Origin of the sequence: Streptomyces sp. TLI_053 (assembly GCF_900105395.1) — a bacterium.
GTDB lineage: Bacteria > Actinomycetota > Actinomycetes > Streptomycetales > Streptomycetaceae > Kitasatospora.
On sequence record NZ_LT629775.1, the window covers coordinates 5813206 to 5834673 of the forward strand.

General features: G+C 74.2%; 17 protein-coding genes and 1 pseudogene. 8 read left to right on the top strand and 10 right to left on the bottom strand.

The annotated features are described in order from the left end of the window. Positions 1–133: 133 nt before the first annotated feature. Positions 134–817 carry a PH domain-containing protein gene (locus tag BLU95_RS23940; protein WP_093861813.1) on the top strand — a complete coding sequence of 228 codons (684 nt, stop codon included), beginning with the start codon at positions 134–136 and terminating at the stop codon, positions 815–817. 73 nt (positions 818–890) lie between these two features. Here the strand turns inward: BLU95_RS23940 and BLU95_RS23945 are convergent, their stop codons facing one another. The 3 genes from BLU95_RS23945 to BLU95_RS23955 form a co-directional block, all read right to left on the bottom strand. Further along, entirely contained in the window at positions 891–2591 is a 1701-nt protein-coding gene (locus tag BLU95_RS23945) for a phospho-sugar mutase (protein ID WP_093861814.1), read from the bottom strand. A 500-nt stretch (positions 2592–3091) separates the two neighbouring features. Then, complete coding sequence (locus BLU95_RS23950; RefSeq protein ID WP_093861815.1) at positions 3092–3913, bottom strand: purine-nucleoside phosphorylase; 822 nt, start codon at positions 3911–3913, stop codon at positions 3092–3094. Between the two features lie 140 nt (positions 3914–4053). Continuing rightward, positions 4054–4491 carry a gamma-glutamylcyclotransferase family protein gene (locus BLU95_RS23955; protein WP_030393425.1) on the bottom strand — a complete coding sequence of 146 codons (438 nt, stop codon included), beginning with the start codon at positions 4489–4491 and terminating at the stop codon, positions 4054–4056. Between the two features lie 78 nt (positions 4492–4569). Between BLU95_RS23955 and BLU95_RS23960 the strand changes: the two genes are divergently transcribed. Then, positions 4570–6024: an NAD(P)H-quinone dehydrogenase gene (locus tag BLU95_RS23960; protein WP_093861816.1), complete on the top strand. Its 1455-nt coding sequence runs from the start codon at positions 4570–4572 to the stop codon at positions 6022–6024. A 236-nt stretch (positions 6025–6260) separates the two neighbouring features. Next, on the top strand, positions 6261–7229 hold the full coding sequence (locus tag BLU95_RS23965) for a DeoR/GlpR family DNA-binding transcription regulator (RefSeq protein WP_231978832.1): 969 nt from the start codon (positions 6261–6263) through the stop codon (positions 7227–7229). A 239-nt stretch (positions 7230–7468) separates the two neighbouring features. Here BLU95_RS23965 and BLU95_RS23970 read toward each other — a convergent pair whose 3' ends face one another. From BLU95_RS23970 to BLU95_RS23990, 6 genes are all read right to left on the bottom strand, one after another. Continuing rightward, positions 7469–9241: an acetyl/propionyl/methylcrotonyl-CoA carboxylase subunit alpha gene (locus BLU95_RS23970; RefSeq protein ID WP_093861818.1), complete on the bottom strand. Its 1773-nt coding sequence runs from the start codon at positions 9239–9241 to the stop codon at positions 7469–7471. Between the two features lie 266 nt (positions 9242–9507). After that, a complete protein-coding gene (locus BLU95_RS23975; RefSeq protein WP_093861819.1) occupies positions 9508–10383 on the bottom strand; it encodes a hypothetical protein in 876 nt (291 codons plus the stop codon). Between the two features lie 316 nt (positions 10384–10699). Beyond that, positions 10700–11299, bottom strand: a complete 600-nt coding sequence (locus tag BLU95_RS23980; RefSeq protein ID WP_093861820.1) for a nucleoside triphosphate pyrophosphatase — start codon at positions 11297–11299, stop codon at positions 10700–10702. Between the two features lie 44 nt (positions 11300–11343). After that, positions 11344–11469 (bottom strand): morphogenic membrane protein MmpB, encoded by a 126-nt coding sequence (gene mmpB / locus BLU95_RS45215; protein WP_286158579.1) that lies wholly within the window; start codon positions 11467–11469, stop codon positions 11344–11346. Positions 11470–12022: 553 nt separating this feature from the next. Then, the gene (locus BLU95_RS23985; RefSeq protein WP_093861821.1) at positions 12023–12244 is read right to left on the bottom strand and encodes an acyl-CoA carboxylase subunit epsilon; all 222 of its coding nucleotides are present in this window, start codon (positions 12242–12244) and stop codon (positions 12023–12025) included. A 35-nt stretch (positions 12245–12279) separates the two neighbouring features. Continuing rightward, a complete protein-coding gene (locus tag BLU95_RS23990) occupies positions 12280–13869 on the bottom strand; it encodes an acyl-CoA carboxylase subunit beta (protein WP_093861822.1) in 1590 nt (529 codons plus the stop codon). Positions 13870–14135: 266 nt separating this feature from the next. On the opposite strand from BLU95_RS23990, the gene BLU95_RS23995 reads away from it, so the two are divergent. The 4 genes and pseudogenes from BLU95_RS23995 to BLU95_RS24010 all read left to right on the top strand — a co-directional run bounded on the left by BLU95_RS23995 (position 14136) and on the right by BLU95_RS24010 (position 19426). Then, a complete protein-coding gene (locus BLU95_RS23995) occupies positions 14136–15035 on the top strand; it encodes a biotin--[acetyl-CoA-carboxylase] ligase (protein ID WP_093861823.1) in 900 nt (299 codons plus the stop codon). A gap of 331 nt (positions 15036–15366) precedes the next feature. Next, entirely contained in the window at positions 15367–16518 is a 1152-nt protein-coding gene (locus tag BLU95_RS24000) for an adenylate/guanylate cyclase domain-containing protein (protein WP_093861824.1), read from the top strand. A 630-nt stretch (positions 16519–17148) separates the two neighbouring features. Continuing rightward, positions 17149–18285 (top strand): annotated as a pseudogene (locus BLU95_RS44310) (GGDEF domain-containing protein); the annotation flags it as partial. Positions 18286–19063: 778 nt separating this feature from the next. Beyond that, on the top strand, positions 19064–19426 hold the full coding sequence (locus tag BLU95_RS24010) for a hypothetical protein (RefSeq protein ID WP_159424981.1): 363 nt from the start codon (positions 19064–19066) through the stop codon (positions 19424–19426). 33 nt (positions 19427–19459) lie between these two features. Here the strand turns inward: BLU95_RS24010 and BLU95_RS24015 are convergent, their stop codons facing one another. Further along, a complete protein-coding gene (locus tag BLU95_RS24015; RefSeq protein WP_093861826.1) occupies positions 19460–20068 on the bottom strand; it encodes a TetR/AcrR family transcriptional regulator in 609 nt (202 codons plus the stop codon). Between the two features lie 147 nt (positions 20069–20215). Between BLU95_RS24015 and BLU95_RS24020 the strand changes: the two genes are divergently transcribed. Beyond that, positions 20216–21415, top strand: a complete 1200-nt coding sequence (locus BLU95_RS24020; RefSeq protein WP_093861827.1) for a macrolide family glycosyltransferase — start codon at positions 20216–20218, stop codon at positions 21413–21415. The last annotated feature ends 53 nt before the right edge of the window (positions 21416–21468 follow it).

Genomic DNA, 21468 nt, shown 5'->3' on the forward strand with positions numbered 1-21468 from the left:
ACACCAGCATATCTACGCGCGTAGTCAATCGCCAGAGGCACCGCGCATCGATGCCGGACCGAGATCTCCGTGCCCCGGCAACCGTGATCGTCACCCCTGTGGATCGCGCGGGCCATGGGGCAGAATCGTCGACATGACCGAATCCCACGGCGAGCCCCGACCGGGCCCGGCCGGTTCCGATGGGGAGCCCGTGTACGCCGACCGCGTGTACCGCTCCGTTCCCGGCGTGATCTCCGGGGTGCTGTTGCTGGCCGTCGCGGCCTGGCTGATCGGGGACGCGGCCCTCAACGGCAGCGGCAAGACACCGTGGGTGTCGCTGGCCGCCGTCCCGGTGTTCGCCCTCCCGGTGATCGCCTACACCCTGCGCCCGGCCGTCCGGGCCGACGAGCGCCGCCTGGTCGTCCGCAACCCGCTGCGCACGATCGTCGCGCCCTGGGCCGCCGTGGACGTGCTGCGCGCCGGGTACTCGGTCGAACTCCTCGCCGAGGGCAAGAAGTACCAGGTGTGGGCGGTGCCGGTGTCGCTGCGCCAGCGCAAGCGCGCCGCCCGGGCCCGCGAGCGCGGCGGGCAGGCGCACAGCTCCCGGCTCGGCATGGTCTTCGGCGCGGGCGGTACGCCGTCCGGGGTCGGGGTGCAGGGCTCCACGGACCCGAACCGGGCCTGGTCCGACCAGGTGGTCGGCGTCCTCCAGGACATGGCCGAGCGCAACGCCTCCCGCCCCGACGCGGCCGGGCCGGTCGTGGTCCGCTGGTGCTGGTGGATCATCGCTCCGACGGTGGCCGGTCTGATCGCCCTGATCACCGTGATCGCGGTCTGACCCGCCCGCGTCCGCACGTACGAGGAGGGCCCGCCGGCACTGCCGGCGGGCCCTCCTCGTACGTGCGGCCGTGTCAGCCGGCGATGCCGGCCGCCGCGGCGAGGTCCCGCTTGACGGTGGCGAGCAGCTCGGCGGCCCGGGCGCGGGCGTCCGCGAGCCCGGCGGCCGAGGCGACCGGGAGCACGACCTCCAGGTAGCACTTCAGCTTGGGCTCGGTGCCCGAGGGGCGGACCACGATCCGCGCCGAGCGGACGGCGTCGCCCGCCAGGTAGTAGCGCAGGCCGTCGGTCGGCGGCAGCTCGGCGGACCCGGCGGTGAGGTCGTCGGCGCGGGTGACGGTGAGCCCGGCCAGGGTCGTCGGCGGCCGCTCGCGCAGGGTGCGCATGGCGTCGGAGATGACCGAGAGGTCCTCGACCCGGACGGACAGCTGGTCGGTGGCGTGCAGGCCGTGCTCCAGCGCCAGGTCGTCCAGCAGGTCGGTCAGGGTGCGGCCGGAGCGCTTGAGGGTGGCGGCGAGCTCGGCGACCAGCAGGGCGGCGGTGATGCCGTCCTTGTCGCGCACGCCCTGCGGGTCGACGCAGTAGCCGAGCGCCTCCTCGTAGCCGTAGCGCAGGCCCTCGGCGCGCGAGATCCACTTGAAGCCGGTGAGGGTCTCGGCGTAGTCGAGCCCGGCGGCCTCGGCGATCCGGCCGAGCAGGGTGGAGGAGACGATGGTGGTGGCGAAGGTGCCGGTGGCCCGCTTGGAGACCAGCGCGGCGCCCAGCAGCGCGCCGACCTCGTCGCCGCGCAGCATCCGCCAGCCCTCCGCGCCGTCGGCCGGGACGGCCACCGCGCAGCGGTCGGCGTCCGGGTCGTTGGCGATGACGATGTCCGGGCCGGCCTCGGCGGCGGTGCGGAAGGCGAGGTCCATCGCCCCCGGCTCCTCCGGGTTGGGGAAGGCGACGGTCGGGAAGTCGGGGTCCGGCTCGGCCTGCTCGGCGACCACGGTGGGCGCCGGGAAGCCGGCCCGGTCCATGGCGGCGAGGAAGGTGTCGCGTCCGACGCCGTGCATCGGGGTGTAGACGACGTCGAGCTCGCGCGCGGTGTGCGGGTCGACGATCGACGCGGCGCGGTCGAGGTAGGCCTCGACGACGGACTCGTCCACCGTCTCCCAGCCGTCCGCGGCCAGCGGGACCTCGGTCAGCGAGCCGATCGCGTCGATCTCGGCGGCGATGCCCGCGTCGGCCGGCGGCACGATCTGCGAGCCGTCGCCCAGGTAGACCTTGTAGCCGTTGTCCTGCGGCGGGTTGTGGCTGGCGGTGACGGTCACACCGGCGGCGGCGCCGAGGTGGCGGACCGCGAAGGCGAGCACCGGGGTGGGCAGCGGGCGCGGGAACAGCAGCGCGCGCAGGCCGGCGCCGACCACCACGGCGGCGGTGTCGCGGGCGAAGTCGTAGGACTTGTGGCGGGCGTCGTAGCCGATCACGACCAGGTCGCCGAGGCCCTGCCGCTTGACGTAGGCGACCAGGCCGGCGGCGGCCCGGATCACCACGGCGCGGTTCATCCGCATCGGGCCGGCGCCGAGCTCGCCGCGCAGGCCGGCGGTGCCGAACTGGAGGCGGTCGGCGAAGCGGTCGGCCAGCTCGGACCAGGCGAGCTTGGCGTTGGCGTCCGCGTCCGGGGTCTCGGCGTCGGCGAGCAGCGCGGCGAGCTCCTCGCGGGTCTGCGGGTCCGGGTCCTCGGCGAGCCAGGTACGGGCCCGGGCGAGGAGGTCGGTGGTGGTTGCCTGCGTCATGGCTGCAGCTCCATCGGGAAGTGCGTCGGTGGTCGGCCGGGGGGTGACTCCGGACCGGGCCGGACCGGACCGGGCCCAGCGGGTCGGGCGGTTCGGGCGGGTCGGGCGGCGGTGGCCGGAGGGTGCCGCGGGGCGTCCTCGGACGGGGACGCCGGGCGCGGGCGGGGCGTGGTGGCTCGGACGGGCGTACCGGCGGTGCGGGGTTCTACGGGGCCGTGCGGTGCTTGCGGGGGTGCGCCGCTCCGGGCGGGGGCCCACGGGGTCGCGCGGGGCCCGCCGGTCGTGCGGAGCGGGGCGGACGGGACGGGGGTGCGGGAGGTGCGGGAGCAGCGGGAGGTGCGGGACGAAACGTACGGCGCGCGGGCGGCGGGACGCGGTGTCCGCCGCCCCGGGCGGCGGCGTGTCGGACCCGGGCACGCGGACGGGGCCCGCGGGCGGCTGTGATCACCGGATCACGCCCGTCCGCGGGCCCCGTCGCTCATGTCGCTGTCGCCCCGGCGTCAGATCCGCTCGAGGACCTTGGCCAGCAGCGCGCCCATCCGCTCGGCGGAGGCCTTGCCGGCCTCCAGCACCTCGGCGTGGTTGAGCGGCTCGCCGGTCATGCCGGCCGCCAGGTTGGTGACCAGGGAGATGCCCAGCACCTCGGCGCCGGCCTCACGGGCCGCGATGGCCTCCAGCGTGGTCGACATGCCGACCAGCTCGCCGCCGATCACCCGGGCCATGTTGACCTCGGCCGGGGTCTCGTAGTGCGGGCCGCGGAACTGGACGTAGACGGCCTCGTCCAGGGTCGGGTCCACCTCGCGGCAGAGCTCGCGCAGCCGCTTGGAGTAGAGGTCGGTGAGGTCGACGAAGTTGGCGCCCACGATCGGCGAGTCCGCCGTCAGGTTGATGTGGTCGCTGATCAGGACCGGCTGGCCGGGGACCCAGGTCGGGCGCAGACCGCCGCAGCCGTTGGTCAGCACGATGGTCGCGCAGCCGGCCGCGGCGGCGGTGCGCACGCCGTGGACGACGGTGGCGACCCCGTGGCCCTCGTAGTAGTGGTTGCGGCCCAGGAAGATCAGGGCCCGCTTCTCACCGATCCGGACCGAGCGGATCGTGCCGGCGTGACCGGCCACGGCGGGGGCGGGGAAGCCCGGGAGGTCGGTGACCGGGAACTCCGCCACGGTCTCGCCGAGGGCGTCGGCGGCCGGCACCCAGCCGGAGCCCATCACCAGGGCGACGTCGTGGCGCTCGGCACCGGTCAGCTCGCGCAGGCGCTCGGCGGCGGCCTGGGCGGCGGCGTAGGGGTCGGCGGAGACGACCGACTGAGGAGATGCGTTCACACGTCCGAGGATAGACGGGAAATGGCTACGCGCGTAGAAAATCCTGGTACGACGTGCCGGATCGTTACCCGGATGGCGTGAACGTACAGCTCCGGGGCGGCGGAACGGTGCCGCGACCCGGAGCAATCTCCAAAGAGGTCTCAGCAGGGACGGCGGCGCAGGTCCAGCACGTAGTCGTCGGGGGCGCCGGCGCTCTCCGCCGCGTCCGCGATCAGGCCCAGGTAGCGGGCCGCCGGCAGGCCGCCCTCGTAGTCGTTGAGCACGTACGTCCAGACCGGCACGTCGCCGTCCAGGGTCTGCGCCCGCAGCCTGGTCTTGCGGTAGATGCCGAGCTGGACGCCCTCCCAGCGGTCCAGCCCCTCCTCGTCCATCGGCGACACGTCGTACAGCGAGACGAAGACCTGGTCCTTCTCGTCCTCCACCACGGTGGCCAGCGAGCCCTCCCAGCCGAGGTGCTCGCCGCCGAAGGTCAGCCGCCAGCCGGACAGCCAGCCCGTGCCGCGCAGCGGCGAGTGCGGGGCGCGGCGGGTCATCTGCCGGGCATCGAGGTTGGTGGCATACGCGGCGTAAAGGGGCATGGGGCGAAGCCTACGTTCACCGGCCGATCCGACAGAAGCCCCGACCCCGGCGTGGCAGTGCTCCCGGCGTGCGGGACAATGGGTGACGTGACTCGGATCGTGATCATCGGTGGCGGACCAGGCGGCTACGAGGCGGCGCTCGTCGCGGCCCAGCTCGGCGCGGAGGTGACCGTCGTCGACCGCGACGGCCTGGGCGGATCGGCGGTGCTCACGGACTGCGTGCCGTCGAAGACGCTGATCGCGACGGCGGAGGTGATGACGACCTTCGACAGCTCGTACGAGGAGCTGGGCATCATCGTCGCCGACGACACCCCGCACATCGACTCCCCGGCCAGGGTCGTCGGTGTCGACCTCGGCAAGGTCAACCGCCGGGTGAAGCGCCTCGCGATCGCGCAGTCCCACGACATCACCCAGTCCGTCACCCGCGCCGGTGTCACCGTGCTGCGCGGCCGCGGCCGGCTGGGCGGCGGCGGGCAGGCCGTGGACGGCTCCCGCGAGGTGCTGGTCGACGCCCCCGACGGCAGCGTGCAGTCCCTGCGCGCCGACGCGGTGCTGATCGCCACCGGCGCCCACCCGCGCGAGCTCCCCGACGCCCAGCCGGACGGCGAGCGCATCCTGACCTGGACCCAGGTGTACGACCTGGAGGAGCTGCCGCGCGAGCTGATCGTCGTCGGCTCCGGCGTCACCGGCGCCGAGTTCGCCGGCGCCTACCAGGCGCTCGGCTCCAGGGTCACCCTGGTCTCCTCGCGCGACCGGGTGCTGCCCGGCGAGGACCCGGACGCCGCCGAGGTGCTGGAGGAGGTCTTCCGCCGCCGCGGCATGAACGTCATGAGCCGTTCCCGCGCCGAAACGGTCAAGCGGATCGGCGACACGGTCGAGGTCACCCTCTCCGACGGCACTGTGGTCGAGGGCACCCACTGCCTGATGGCCGTCGGCTCGATCCCGAACACCGCGGGGATGGGCCTGGAGGAGGCCGGGGTCAAGCTCAACGACTGGGGCCAGATCCAGGTCGACCGGGTGTCGCGCACCTCCGCCCCCGGCGTCTACGCGGCCGGCGACTGCACCGGCGTCTTCATGCTCGCCTCGGTCGCCGCCATGCAGGGCCGGATCGCGATGTACCACGCGCTCGGCGACGCGGTGCAGCCGCTGAACCTCAAGACCGTGGCCTCCAACGTCTTCACCGACCCCGAGATCGCCACCGTCGGCTACACCGCGGCCGATGTGAAGTGCGGCAAGATGGACGCGGTCGAGGTCAAGCTCCCGCTGCGCGGCAACCCGCGCGCCAAGATGCAGGGCATCCGGGACGGCTTCGTGAAGCTGTTCTGCCGCCCCGGTACCGGCATCGTGGTCGGCGGCGTGGTCGTCGCCCCGCGGGCCAGCGAACTGATCCACCCGATCGCGCTCGCGGTGGACGCCAATCTGACGGTCGAACAGGTGGCCAGCGCCTTCACCGTCTACCCGTCGGTCTCCGGCTCCACCGCCGAGGCCGCCCGCCAGCTCCACATCCGCAAGCGCGACGCGGGCGAATCCTGAGCCTCCGGTGCCCAGTTGAGGGCGGTCGCCGTTCGGCGGCCGCCCTTCGCGCGTCCGGGGGTGTCACCCGGACGGCGGGCGCAGCCCCGGCGTACCGGCGGCGCGAATTGTACGGTCACGCGCCGCTCGGGCGTGAGCAATTCCCGCTACTAGCAGCAAACGCCTGAAAGCAGACGGTCACGCAGGTTACCGTCGGTTCTGTGTTTGCAGCAGAACGTCGCCAGTTGATCCTCGAAATGGTGCGCGCCAACGGAGCCGTCTCGCTCCGGGAGTTGGCCCGCGTCGTCCAGACCTCCGAAGTGACCGTGCGCCGCGACGTACGGGCCCTGGAGGCAGAAGGGCTCCTCGACCGCCGGCACGGCGGCGCGGTGCTCCCCGGCGGCTTCAGCCGCGAACCCGGCTATCCGCAGAAGACCCATCTCTCCGCCGCCGAGAAGAGCGCCATCGCCGATCTCGCCGCCGGACTCGTGGAGGAGGGCGACGCCGTGGTGGTCGGCGCCGGCACCACCACCCAGGAACTCGCCCGCCGGCTCGCCCGGGTGCCCGGGCTGACGGTGGTCACCAACTCCCTCCTCGTCGCCCAGGCCCTGGCACACGCCAACCGGGTCGAGGTGGTGATGACCGGCGGCACCCTGCGGGGTTCCAACTACGCCCTGGTCGGCAGCGGTGCCGAACAGTCGCTGCACGGACTGCGGGTCACCAAGGCCTTCGTCTCGGGCAGCGGGCTCACCGCCGAACGCGGACTCTCGACCACGAACATGCTCTCCGCGAGCGTGGACCGGGCACTGGTGCAGTCGGCCGCCGAGGTCATCATCCTCGCCGACCACACCAAGCTCGGCGCGGACACCATGTTCCAGACCGTCCCCACCGAGACCATCACCCGGCTGGTCACCGACGAGCACGCCACCGCGGACGACGCCACCGCCCGCGAACTGGACGCGCTCGCCGACTGCGGGGTGCAGATCGACCTCGCCCCGCTCGGGGCCCCGCCGCCCGGCGACGCCCCGGTCCACGGCACCGGCAGCGGCCCCGTCCACCAGACCCAGCCCGGTCCGCTGGCCCGCCGCAGCGCGCCGCCGCCCGGCGGGGCGCCGCTGCCCGGCCAGCGGCGGCCGGGCACCCACGGCGGTCCCGGCGGGCCGGGCGGGCCCGGTGGACCGCTGCCGGTCAGACTCGCCGAACTGGGCCTGCCGCGCGGGCGCTGAGGCCCGCGGGGCAGGGGCGCCGCTCCGGCGCTGTGCCGGGCCGCCGCGTCGCCGTCGTGGCGCCGTGCCACTGCGCCGCCGTGCCACCGCGCCGCCGTGTTGCCGTACCGCCGCTCTGCCGCAGCACCGTGTTGCCGCGTCGCCGTACCACCGCACCGCCGCCGAAAACGTGACCGGTCCGCACACCCGAAGGTGTACGGACCGGCGGCGGACCTCTCGGTGCCCGATCGGGCCCCGGATCAGTCCTTGATCTCGCAGAGCGCCGCGCCGCTCGAGACGCTCGCACCCACCTCGGCCTTGAGGCCGACGACCGTGCCCGCCTTGTGCGCGTTCAGCGGCTGCTCCATCTTCATCGCCTCCAGGACGACGATCAGCTCGCCCTCGGCGACGACCTGACCCTCCTCCACCGCGACCTTCACGATGGTGCCCTGCATCGGCGAGGCCAGCGTGTCACCGCCGACCGCCGAACCGGCCTTCTTGGCACCGACCCGGCGCTTGGCCTTCGCGGCCCCCGCACCGGCCGCCGGGGCGGCGGCGACACCCAGCGAGGACGGCAGCGAGACCTCGATCCGCTTGCCGCCGACCTCGACGACCACGGTCTCCCGGCCCTCCGCCTCCTCGCCCTCGCCGGCGGCACCGGCGAACGCGGGAATCGTGTTGTCGAACTCGGTCTCGATCCACCGGGTGTAGACCGTGAACGGTCCCTCGCCGCCGTGCACCTCGGGCGCGAACGCCGGGTCGGTCACGACCGCCTGGTGGAACGGGATGGCCGTCGCCATGCCCTCGACCTTGAACTCGGCCAGCGCCCGCCGCGCCCGCTCCAGCGCCTGCTTGCGGTCCCGGCCGGACACGATCAGCTTGGCCAGCAGCGAGTCCCAGGCGGGGCCGATGACCGAACCGCTCTCCACACCCGAGTCCAGCCGGACGCCCGGGCCCGACGGCGGCGCGAACAGCGTCACCGTGCCCGGCGCGGGCAGGAAGTTGCGGCCCGGGTCCTCGCCGTTGATACGGAACTCGAAGGAGTGACCCCGCACCTCCGGGTCGCCGTAACCGAGCTCCTCGCCGTCCGCGATCCGGAACATCTCCCGGACCAGGTCGATCCCGGTGACCTCCTCGGTGACCGGGTGCTCCACCTGCAGACGGGTGTTGACCTCCAGGAAGGAGATCGTGCCGTCCGTCGCCACCAGGAACTCGCAGGTGCCGGCACCCTCGTAGCCGGCCTCCTTGAGGATGGCCTTCGACGCCCGGTACAGCTCGGCGTTCTGCTCGGGGGTCAGGAACGGCGCGGGCGCCTCCTCGACCAGCTTCTGGTGCCGGCGCTGGAGCGAGCAGTCACGGGTGGACACGACCACCACGTTGCCGTGCTTGTCCGCGAGGCACTGGGTCTCGACGTGCCGCGGGTTGTCGAGGTAACGCTCGACGAAGCACTCGCCGCGACCGAAGGCGGCGACCGCCTCCCGGACCGCCGAGTCGTACAGCTCCGGGATCTCCTCCAGGTTGCGGGCGACCTTGAGGCCGCGGCCGCCGCCGCCGAAGGCCGCCTTGATGGCGACCGGCAGACCGTGCTCCTGGGCGAAGGCGACGATCTCCTCGGCACCCGAGACCGGGTCCGGGGTACCGGCGACCAGCGGGGCACCGGCGCGCTGCGCCACGTGCCGGGCGGTCACCTTGTCACCCAGGTCGCGGATGGCCTGCGGCGGCGGGCCGATCCAGGTGAGGCCCGCGTCGAGCACGGCCTGGGCGAAGTCGGCATTCTCCGACAGGAAGCCGTAGCCGGGGTGGACGGCGTCCGCACCGGAGTCGGCGGCGGCCTGGAGGACCTTGGCGATGTCCAGGTAGCTGGTGCCGGGGGTGTCGCCGCCCAGCGCATAAGCCTCGTCGGCCGCGCGGACGTGCAGCGCATCCCGGTCCGGCTCGGCGTAGACGGCGACGCTGGCGATACCGGCGTCCGAGCAGGCCCGGGCGACGCGGACAGCGATTTCCCCGCGGTTGGCGATGAGCACCTTGCGCACTGTGGCTCCCTTCTTGAACCTCGTTGAGTTTATGGATTCCTGGGCAGTACCGGCGAGTAGCCCCAGGTTGTGAACTATCCCACACAGAGGGTGATGCGCCCGAGCGGGCGGTGGGCGGCCCGACGGGAGTATGTGCAGGTGGTGGCGCATGCGGCCTGGGTGGTGCGGCGACTGCGCTCGGTGACGGGGCGGCGTGGCGGCGTGACGGGTACGGCGGGCCGGGTGGCACCTGCCGTCGGTCTGCGTGCCGTTGGTGCGCGTGCCGTTCAAGGAGCGGGGGTGGATGCGGGGGTCGGGCCGGGAGTCGGTGCGGGAGTCGGTGCGGGTGCCGTCGTGGACGCCGTCGCCGACGCCGTTGCGGGTGCGACCGCGGGCGTGGTTCCGGGAGTGGTTCCGGCGATGGTGTCCGGACCGCCCGGAGGGGTCGGCGGGTGCTCGACGGCCAGGGCGGTGACGTCGGCGATCTGCTCGACCACGTCCGGCCCGTACGCGCCGGGGTTGACCACCTTGAGCAGCAGGGCGAAGGTGCCGTCCGTGCCGTACCGGCGGACCAGCCGGCGGTGGTGGGCGACCAGGTGGCGGACGCCGGCGTGGTTGGCGATACCGGTCTGGCCGGAGATCAGGAAGACCGGGCGGCCGTGCCCGGGCGTGGCGAGCCGGGCGAGCAGGACGTACTCCCCGGCCCGGAGGTCGGCGGCGTACGAGCGGCCGCCGATGGTGATGGTGTTGTCCCGCACCTCCCGGTCGTTGGAGATCACGACCCCCGGCAGGCCCCAGGCCAGGTGGGCGGCCATCCGGTCGTTGGAGACGGGGCCGCCGAAGCAGAACTCGGTCTTGGTGCCGAGGCCGCGCGGGGCGGCGTCGTGCGCGACCAGGTCGGTGTGCGCGCCGCACTCCTTCACCAGGGCGGCCAGTTCCATCAGCGCGTAGGCGTCGCGCCGGGTGACCGTCCGGGGGTGCGCGCCGGTGCCGATGCTGCGGTTGACCACGATCAGGCACTCGCTGCCGGCGGGCAGGCCGAGGAAGTCCCTGGTCCGTTCCAGCCGGCGTCTTCGGCGCAGGCTCTGGCCGAGCCAGCCGAGGACAGCACTGATCGCGCTGGCCACCAGGCCCAGCAGGACGTTGAGCAGACTGTCGGTCATCCGCTCGCCATCTCCCCCGTCGGTTTGGAGCGTCGGCGCCGTCCGGGCGCCCCTCTAGCGTGCATCACATCGGATTGTCGGATGGTGAGATGGCGACAATTGTGCCGCTCTTTGGCGCGTGGGCGACGCCCCGGCGGCGTTCCGGTGGCCGACTTCCGGCGCGTGGGGGACGCTCCGCCGCGACCGGGCCCGCGGCGCGCGCGGGTCCGTCGTACGCGCAGGGCCCGGTGCGGGCGCGGGGCTCCGGCGCGGGGCGCCGTGGGTGCGGGTGCTGACCGTGGGCGCGGGCGGTCGGGCTGCGGATCCGGTCGGCCCGTCAGACCCAGAGGTCGGTGATCCGCACGCCGAGTTCGGCGAGCAGCCCGCGCAGCAGCGGCAGCGAGAGCCCGATGACATTGCCCGGGTCGCCGTCGATGCCCTCGACGAACGGGGCCGAACGGCCGTCCAGGGTGAACGCCCCGGCCACGTGCAGCGGTTCGCCGGTCGCGATGTACGCGGCGACCTCGGCGTCGTCCGGCGTGCCGAAGCGGACCGTGGTGGAGGCGGTGGCGGAGGCCTGCCGGCCGCTGACGGTGTCGATCACGCAGTGGCCGGTGCGCAGCACGCCCGCCCGGCCGCGCATGGCCTGCCAGCGGGCCAGTGCCTCGGCCTCGTCGGCGGGCTTGCCGAGGGCCTGGCCGTCCAGCTCCAGCACCGAGTCGCAGCCGATCACCAGTTCGCCCTCGGTGAGCGTGACGGCGACGGCCTCGGCCTTGGCCTCGGCGAGCACGAGGGCGAGTTCGGCGGGGGTGGCGGCGGTGATGGCGTCCTCGTCGACGCCGCTGACCACCACGCGCGGGTCGAGGCCCGCCTGGCGCAGCAGCCCGAGCCGGGCGGGGGAGGCGGAGGCGAGCACGAGGGAGCGACGGTCGGTCATGCCACCAGGGTAGAGGGCTGCTCCGGGCGGTCGTTCCGCGGTCGTCAGACCATCAGCAGGACGGCGATCACCAGCGCGAGGACGGCGAGCACATGACCGGCCCGCTGCAGCCGTCGCTGCATGCGCCGTGCTTCCGGGGAGGGCTCGTCGCGGGGGTCTGACCAGAGCATCGTTCCAGGGTGCGCCCCCGGTCGGCGGGACGCCTGAGTATCCGTACTCAGCTTTCGGGGCAATCCGGGCCCTCGGTGGGGTGCTCCTTCCTGCCCGCACTTTGCAAAGTGGGCACTTTGCAAAGTGCGGGTACTGAGCGGGCGCCGAAGCGTCCCGGTGCGCCCGATGTGCTCGTTGTGGGGTGTGAGCTGGGGAAACACGCGGTTTTCGCGCGGATTTCGCTGGGCGGTCGCCCGCTGCGGGGCCCGCTCCGCACCGGGCGGAGCGGGCCCGCGGAGCGTGCACTTTGCAAAGTGCCCACTTTGCAAAGTGCGCCCACCGCATCGACGCGTCCACGAGTCCACGCGTCCACGCCCACACCCACGGACCCACGCGCGCACCGACGCCGACCTGCCCAGGAAGGGGACGGCATCGGGGGGGGGGGGGGGGGGGGGGACGGCACCGGCAACAGCAACGGCCGCTCGGCACTGCAGCGCGCAGTGCCGAGCGGCCGTTCCCACCGTCCCCCGACGCCGACGCGGCGGCACCGGGGACGGTCGGTGCCGAGCGGTGCTAACCGGCCCAGCCGGAGGTGCGCCAGGCGTTGACGCCGGGGCGCGGGGTCGCGCGCAGCCGGCGCGCGCGGTCGTTCCAGGCGGAGTCCGGGCCGGCGCCCGCGCGGCGGGCCGCCTCGGCGGCGGCCTGCGCGGCGGCGGCCCGGGACTGGACCACCGCCAGGACGGTGGCCAGCTCCTCGGGGGTCGGCTGCCCGTGCAGCACATGGATCGGGGCCATGCTCAATCCTCTCGCGATCCTCCCGGAGGGAGCCACTACAGCGGAATGTTGCCGTGCTTCTTCGGGGGCAGCACCTCGCGCTTGCCGCGCAGCGCGCGCAGGCCGCGGACGATGTGCCGGCGGGTCTCGCTGGGCGCGATGACCGCGTCCACGTAGCCGCGCTCGGCCGCCAGGTACGGGTTGAGCAGGGTGTCCTCGTAGGAGGCGATCAGCTCGGCCCGCTTCTCGTCGGCGAGGCCGGCCGCGTCGGCCTCGGTGATCTCCCGCCGGTGGAGGATGTTGACCGCGCCCTGCGCGCCCATCACGGCGATCTGCGCGGTCGGCCAGGCCAGGTTGAGGTCGGCACCGAGGTGCTTGGAACCCATGACGTCGTACGCCCCGCCGAAGGCCTTGCGGGTGATCACGGTGATCAGCGGGACGGTGGCCTCGGCGTAGGCGTAGATCAGCTTGGCGCCGCGGCGGATGATGCCGTCCCACTCCTGCTCGGTGCCGGGCAGGAAGCCGGGCACGTCGACGAAGGTGATGACGGGGATGTTGAAGGAGTCGCAGGTGCGGATGAAGCGCGCGGCCTTCTCGCTGGCGGCGATGTCGAGGCAGCCCGCCAGGTCCATCGGCTGGTTGCCGACGATGCCGACCGGGTGGCCCTCGACCCGGCCGAAGCCGGTGATGATGTTGCCCGCGTAGAGCGGCTGGGTCTCCAGGAACTCGCCGTCGTCGAGGATGTGCTCGACCACGTGGTGCATGTCGTACGGCTGGTTCGCCGAGTCCGGCACCAGGGTGTCGAGTTCGAGGTCCTCGTCGGTGACGGACAGGTCCGCCTCCTCCGGGAAGGCCGGCGGGTCGGAGAGGTTGTTGGAGGGCAGGTACGAGAGCAGGCTCTTGACGTACTCGATCGCCTCCTTCTCGTCCGCCGCCAGGTAGTGCGCGTTGCCGGACTTGGTGTTGTGGGTGCGCGCGCCGCCCAGTTCCTCCATGCCGACGTCCTCGCCCGTGACGGTCTTGATCACGTCGGGGCCGGTGATGAACATGTGCGAGGTCTGATCGGCCATCACCACGAAGTCGGTGATCGCGGGGGAGTAGACCGCGCCACCCGCGCAGGGGCCCATGATCAGCGAGATCTGCGGGACCACCCCGGAGGCGTGCACGTTGCGGCGGAAGATCTCGCCGTACAGGCCGAGCGAGACGACGCCCTCCTGGATCCGGGCGCCACCGGAGTCGTTGATGCCGATGACCGGGCAGCCGGTCTTCAGCGCGAAGTCCATGACCTTGACGATCTTCTCGCCGAAGACCTCGCCGAGCGAGCCGCCGAAGACGGTGAAGTCCTGCGCGAACACCGCGACCTGACGGCCGTCCACGGTGCCGTAGCCGGTGACCACGCCGTCGCCGTACGGCCGGTTCTTCTCCTGGCCGAAGTTGGTCGAACGGTGCCGGGCGAACTCGTCGAACTCGACGAAGGAGTCCTCGTCCAGCAGCTCCACGACGCGCTCGCGGGCCGTCAGCTTGCCCTTGGCGTGCTGCTTCTCGACCGCCTTGGCGGAGCCGGAGTGCACCGCCTCGTCGATCCTTCGCCGGAGGTCGGCGAGCTTGCCGGCGGTGGTGTGCGGGTCGTGCGACGCCTCGGTCATTCCGGTGGCTCTCCCTGATCCTGGGCCGCGACCTGTTTTCGGTGGCGCGGGCCGGGTGGGGGCGGCGCGGACGAGGGGTGCAGGGCGGCACAACGAACTACCGTTGGGTAGCGTAGCCAGCGCGGAGGGTCGGCGTAATGTCCGGCGGTTATGGTCAGCGCCACAGTGTCGTCGGCCCCCGTTCCGGGAGACGATGGGACGGCGTATGGGACGGCGTACGGCCTCCCGGCCGGTGCGGGGCGCGGTGTCCGCCTAGGGTGAGCCGCATGACCTCCGACACCCCCCGCCGCAGTGGACTGCGCGGCCTCGGCCACGCCGGGCCGTCGCCGTGGACCGATCTGGACCGCCCGCCGCTGGACGCCGCCACGCTCCGCCGGGACCTGGTGCGCCCCGGCGGGCTCTGGACCTCGCTGGACGTCGTCGAGGAGACCGGCTCCACCAATACCGACCTCGCCGCCCGGGCCCGCGCGGGCGCCCCGCAGGGCGCGGTGCTGATCGCCGAGTCGCAGAACTCCGGCCGCGGCCGGCTGGAACGGCAGTGGAGCGCGCCCGCCCGTTCCGGTCTCTTCCTCTCCCTCCTGCTTCGCCCGGACGAGGTACCCGTCGAACGGTACGGCTGGTTGCCGATCCTGGTCGGCGTCGCCGCCGCGAGCACCCTGGGCCGGGTCGCGGAGGTCGAGGTCGGCCTGAAGTGGCCCAACGACCTCCAGGTGGAGGTCGACGGCGCGGAGCGCAAGATCGGCGGCATCCTGACCGAACTGGGCGGCGGGGCGGTGGTCGCCGGTCTGGGCCTCAACGTGTCGTTGCGGGCCGCCGAACTGCCCGTGCCCACCGCCGCCTCGCTCGCCCTGGCCGGTGCCGCCGTCACCGACCGGCCCACCCTGCTGCGCGCGCTGCTGCGCGAGTTCGCCGAGCTGTACGGGGAGTGGACGGCCGCCGGGGGCGACCCGCACACCAGCGGCCTGCTGCGCGCGTACGCGCAGCGCTGCACCACGCTGGGCCGGCCGGTGAAGGTGCTGCTGCCCGGTGACCGGGAACTGGTCGGCGAGGCGGTCGCGGTGGACGGCGCCGGGCAGCTGGTGGTCCGCACCCCGGACGGTGGCCGACGGGCGGTCGGCGCGGGGGACGTCGTCCATGTGCGCCCGGAGCCGCGCGACGGGCGCTAGTGCGGGCACCGGAACGGCCCGGGCGGCGCCCGGCCGGGGCGTACGCGGGCACCGCGCCGTCCCTGGGTCGGTCCTCGCACCGGGCCCAGCGCCGTCCCCGTACCGGGCCCCGCGCCGTCCCTGCGCCGGACGGGTCGCGCGCCGTGCGCCGGGCGGGTCACCGTGCCTCCCCTTACCTCCCCTTGACTCGGGCGGATGCCCCGGATCGCGCGATTCCGTGCGAACATTCCACCTGGCAGCAGTGTGAGGCGCGCCACTGCCCGAACGGGGGCGGCCGCGCCCGCACTGGCACGACACGAGGCGAGTGCGGCGACCGCACGGGGACGGACCGGTGGCAGAGGACGGCAGCAACGGCGGCGGCCACGGCGCCGACGGCAACGGCGGCCCGGCGGGCTCCGACGACCAGACCGTCGCCCTCGACCTCGAACGCCTGATCCTGGACGCGCCACGCCGCTACACCCCGTACCAGGCCGCGCGGGCCGCCGACGTCCCGATGGAACTGGCCACCCGCTTCTGGCGGGCGATGGGCTTCCCGGACATCGGCCAGTCGCGGGCGCTGACCGACGGCGACGTGATCGCGTTGCGCCGGCTGGCGGGCCTGGTCGAGTCGGGTCTGCTGAGCGAGTCGATGGCGATCCAGGTGGCCCGTTCCACCGGGCAGACCACGGCCCGGCTCGCGGGCTGGCAGATGGACACCTTCCTGGAGAACCTCACCCAGTCCGTCGAGCCCGGTCTCACCCGGGCCGATGTCGCCTACCCGCTGGTCGAGCTGCTGCTGCCGGAGCTGGAGCAGTTCCTGGTGTACGTCTGGCGGCGGCAGCTGGCCGCCGTCACCGGCCGGGTGGTGCAGGCGGCCGAGGACAACGAGATCACCAGTGGCCGGCTCGCGGTGGGCTTCGCCGACCTGGTCGGCTTCACCCGGCTGTCCCGGCGGCTGGAGGAGGAGGAGCTCGGCGAGCTGGTCGAGACCTTCGAGAACACCTGCTCGGACCTGATCGTCGGCCGGGGCGGCCGCGTGATCAAGACGCTCGGCGACGAGATCCTCTTCGTCTCCGAGGACCCGGTGATCGCGGCCGGGATCGCGCTCAGCCTGATCGAGGCGCTGGCCGAGGACGACACCATCCCCGCGCTGCGGGTCGGCATGGCCTTCGGCACGGTCACCTCGCGGATGGGCGACGTGTTCGGCACCACGGTGAACCTGGCCAGCCGGCTCACCTCGATCGCGCCCAAGGACGCGGTGCTGATCGACGGCGAGTTCGCGGCCGCGCTGGAGCAGTACGGCAGTGTCGCGCCGGCCGGGGAGGACGGGTCCGGGCTGGCCGACGCCCTGTCGGTGGCCGCGGGGCTGCCGCCGACCGGTCACCACGGGCCGCTGCCGGAGGCCGGGCACCGGTTCAATCTGCAGCCGATGTGGCGCCGCCCGGTGCGGGGGCTCGGGCTGGTCGAGCCGTGGCTGCTCTCCCGGCGGCCGCACGGGGAGTAGGGTCCCGGCCTCGTACGGGCCTGGTCACGGGCCTGGTCACGGGCCTCGTCACCGGTCCCTCCGCCGATTCCGGCAACGGCCCGTCACCGGCGGAACCGCCCCGCCCGTCACCGCCCCCGTGGCCGTCCGTCATCGCTGCGCGCCGCCCTCCCGCCGTCCTACGGGCGCCCTCCCGCCGTCCGACGGGCGCACGACGGGCGCACGACGGGCCACGCCGAACGGTGGAAGGCGCGCGCGGTCCGGCGAATCCCGGCTCCCAAACAGGGCATAACCGAACGAAACCGCCATAGTCTTGGTGCAGGCGCTCCGGTCCGGGCGGCCGGAGTGGCGAACCGCCGGGCGGGTAACCGATGTCGGACGGGTAGGACCTTCGGGAGCCTTCGGTGGTGGCACCGGTACGGACGGTGCGGGCACGGCGGTCGTCCGCCGGCCACCAGGAGGACCGGGCACAGGGAGCGAGGCGAGCCGGTGAGCAGTGAGGCGATCATGACGGACCGCGACTGCGACCGGACGCGGCAGCCGGCGGCCGGCGGTCCGGTGCCCCCGGCCCCCGGCGTGCCCGGCGATGCCCCCGTCGGTGCCACGGCCACCGACGCGCGGCTGACGGCCGTGGTCGAGCTCGCCCAGGACATGGCGGGGGCGCTCACCCCGCTGGAGGCGGTCCGGGCCGCCGCCGCCCGTGCCACCGTGGCGCTCGACGCCGCGATGGCCGCCGTCTCGGTCTGGGACCGCGAGTCCGGGCGGCTGCGGGTCCTGGTCAACCACGGCGAGCTCTCCCCCGGCGAGGAGGAGCTGCCCGAGGACGAGTCCTACCCGGTCGCCGACTTCCCCGAGATCGTCACCTACCTGGAGGAGCGCTGGACCACCGGCCGGCTGCCGCGCGCCTGGGTGCAGAGCGCCGACAACTCCCAGCCGCACGCCGGGCACACCCACCCGACCGCCGGCGCGTACTGCCAGGAACGCGCCGCCGCGCTGCGCCGACGCGGCCGGGCCTGCTGCGTGGTCGCCCCGATCGTGCTGCACGGGCAGGCCTGGGGCGAGCTCTACCTGGCCCGGACCGCGGGGGCGGCCGAGTTCACCGAGGCCGACGCCGACTACGCGACCCTGCTCGCCGCCCAGATCTCGGCCGGTCTGGCCCAGACCGAGCGCCTCGCCGACCTGCGCAAGCTCGCCTTCTCCGATCCGCTCACGGGCCTCGCCAACCGGCGCGCGGTGGACGCCCGGCTGGAGAGCGCGCTGGCCGCCCACAACCGGGACAACACGGTGGTGTCCCTGGTCGTCTGCGACGTCAACGGCCTCAAGCGGGTCAACGACCAGCTCGGGCACGAGGTTGGCGACCGGCTGCTGGAGCGCTTCGCCCACCAGCTGTCGCTGGCCGCGGCGAAGCTTCCCGGGAGCCTCGCGGCCCGGCTCGGCGGTGACGAGTTCTGCCTGCTCGTCGAGGGCCGCAAGGCGGACGAGGTGGTCGCCGTCGCCGAGGAGCTGTGCGCGCGGGCGCTGGCCCTGGCCGAGGGCGAGGGCGTCGCCTGCGGGATCGCCTCCACCGGGGACTCCATCGGTCCCGTCACCACCCCCGACCGGCTCTTCCGGCTCGCCGACGCCGCGCAGTACCGGGCCAAGGCCGCCCGCGCCGCGCACCCGGTGGTCGCCGGCCGCAGCCACGGGCCGGGCTTCGCCCCCGACCCGACGGTGCTGCTCGCGGACGCCGCCGACCCGCAGTACCGCACCGACGGGCGCCCCCGCTCCGGCGGCCGGGCCGGTACCGGCGACCGCCGGCGGTTCCGCGGCGCCGCGCACAGCGCCGATCCCGGCCAACTGCTCACGGCGGTGCTCGCCGCGCTCGACCGGCAGGGCGCCGCCCGCGCCGTCCACCCGGCCGACACCATGGGCAAGCTCGCCGTCGTCGCGGAGACCACGGCCCGGCTGCTGGACGCGGTCGGCTGGTGGATCTCCTACGTGCCGCCCGGGTCGCAGCTGATGCACACCGCGCGGCACGCCGTCTACCGGATGACCAGCGGGCCGAGCAGCACCCGGGCGGAGACCCAGCGCGCGCAGATCGAGGCCCCGGACGCCGTCTTCGACCTCCGCCACTACCCGCTGACCCGGACCGCCGTGCGCGGCGGCGCCTTCGCGCTGCGCGCCGGGGCGGCGGGCAACGACCCGGCGGAGGAGGCCATGCTGGTGGTCGCCGGTTACCGCGGCATGGTCGCGGCCGGCGGCCAGAACCCGGCGGGCGGCTGGCTGCTCGAACTCTTCGCCGACGACGCCACCCTCCCGCTCGGCCAGGTCGCCTCGGCCCTCCGCGCCCTCGTCGCCGTCGCCCTCGCCGGCCCCGCCTCCCCGCCCGGCACCTGACCCGCGGGCCGGGTCCCGGGGCGGCGTCGGGGCCTGGGTGCCCGGGGAGTGTGGTGCTTCGGTGACCGGTTGGTTCCGAGCCGGTCGCGGTCCGGTTCCGGGGGTGGGCGGGGCGGGGCGGGCGTGGGATGGTGTCGGCGGTCGGCGGGCCGTCGGGGTCGCGCCGGATCGACGACGGGGGTTGATTCCTGTGCGTGCTCGGGTGACGGGCCTGGTGCTCTCCGCGGTGCTCGCGTTCGGCGGGACGGCGCTGGCGGCCGCGCCGGCGGCCTCGGCCGCTCCGGCTGCGTCCGTGGCCTCGGTGGCTTCCGTTGCCTCCGCGACCGGGGCCGGGGTGCGGACGGCGGCGGGGCAGGGTGCCGGGCAGGTCGGGGCGGCGGCGGAGCGTCACGACGCCGCGCAGCTCGCCGCGTCCAAGGACAAGTCGAAGAAAAAGAAGAAGAAGGGCCTCGGCAAGATCATCGGGCTGGTGATCGGCATCGGTGCGGTGCTGTTGGTGGTCGCGGTGATCGTCGTCGTGGTGCTGATGCTGCGCCGCCGCAACCGCTCCTGAGGCCGGCCCCGGTCCCGGTCCGCCCGGGCGTGCTCAGTCCCGGGCGGGGCCGAGTGCGCCCAGGACGGCCGCGACGACCTGGTCGGCGTAGCCGGGGTCGAGCGGGCCGAGGCCGTGCAGCCACCGGTAGTACAGCGGGCCGTAGAGGAGTTCGACGGCGAGGTCGAGGTCCGCGTCGGCGCGCAGCTGTCCGGCCTCGCGGGCGGTTCGCAGGCGTTCGCGGGTGACGGTCAGCAGGGGGTCGAGCAGGCGTTCGCGGTAGTCGCGCAGCAGGGCGGGGTCGGTGAGGACCTCGGCGGTGAGGGCGCGGCCGGTGCGGTCGAAGGCGGGGTCGGCGAGTTCGAGGGCGGTGAGCCGCAGGACGGTCCGCAGGTCCTCGCCGAGGTCGCCGGTGTCGGGGAGGGCGAGACCGCCGGAGGGGTTCTCGTTGGCGGCGAGGAAGGCGTCGAAGACGACGGCGCCCTTGGAGGGCCACCAGCGGTAGATGGTCTGCTTGCCGACGCCGGCGCGGGCGGCGATCTTCTCGATGGTCAGCTTGCCGAAGCCGAGTTCGGCGACGAGTTCGGCGGCGGCGGTGAGGATGGCGGCGCGGCTCTGTTCGCTGCGGCGGCTCGGGTCGGGGGCGGTCTGCGGTCCGGTCATGGGCGCCATTCTAGCGAGACGACGAGACGATCCGTCTCGTCTTGACAGTGCGGACCCGCCGGGGCATTCTGGTGGCACGTCAACGAGACGAACCGTCTCGTCTCGACAGAGACGGTCGCAGCACAGCCTTCCGAGAGGACCACCGAGATGACCCGCTCCGCCCATGTCGCCATGGTCTCCATCCCGGCCCACGGCCACGTCAACCCGAGTCTCGCCCTGATCGCCGAGCTCGTCGCCCGGGGCCACCGGGTGAGCTACGTCAACGCGCCGTCCTTCGCCGACACGGTCGCGTCCACCGGCGCCACGCCCGTCCCGTACGACACCGCGCTGCCGCTCGACGGCGACCCCGCCGGGTGGCCGGAGGACCCGGTCGCGGTCCAGGACGTCTTCCTCGACGACGCCCTCGCGATGACCCCGGCGCTGCTGAAGCTCTTCGCCGAGGATCGGCCCGACCTCGTGCTGTACGACATCGGCGCCTTCGCCGCCCGGGCGGTGGCGCAGGCGCACGGCGTGCCGGTGGTGCAGCTGTCGCCCACGATGGTCGGCTGGGAGGGCATCGAGGAGGACATGGCCCCGATGTTCGAGATGCTCCGCACCGGGCCCGGCGGCCCCGAGCACTACCGGCGGTTCGCCGACTGGCTGACCGGCAACGGCCTCGCCGTCCAGGACGTCGAGCGGGACGTCGAGCGGTTCAAGAACCGTCCGGACCGCGCGCTCGCGCTGATCCCCCGGGCCCTGCAGCCGCAGGCGGACCGGGTCGACACCGACCGGATCACCTTCGTCGGCCAGTGCTTCGGCGACCGCTCGCACCAGGGCCGCTGGCAGCGGCCCGCCGGGGCGGACAAGGTGCTGCTGGTCTCGCTCGGCTCGGCCTTCACCGACCGGCCGGCCTTCTACCGGGCCTGCCTGGAGGCCTTCGGCGGCCTGCCCGGCTGGCACGTCGTCCTGCAGATCGGCCGCCACACCGACCTGGCCGGGCTGGGCGAGGTGCCGGCCAACGTGGAGGTGTACCGCTGGGTGCCGCAGTTCGACGTGCTGGCGCAGGCGGACGCCTTCGTCACCCACGCCGGCACCGGCGGCGCGAGCGAGGGCCTCTTCCACGGGGTGCCGATGATCGCGGTGCCGCAGGCCGTCGACCAGTTCGCCAACGCGGACTCGCTGGTGGCGCTCGGGGTGGCCCGGCGGCTGGACACCGAGGACGCGACCGCCGAGGCGCTGCGCTCCGCGTTGCTGGAGCTGACCGGGGACCCGGCGGTGGCCGGGCGGCTGGCCGAGGAGCGCGCCGCGGCCCGGGCCGAGGGCGGCACGGCGCGGGCGGCGGACCTGGTCGAGGCGGAGCTGCGGTGAGGCGGGGCGGGCCTCGCCGAGGAGCTGGGCCTGACCCTGGTCGGGTCGGGGCT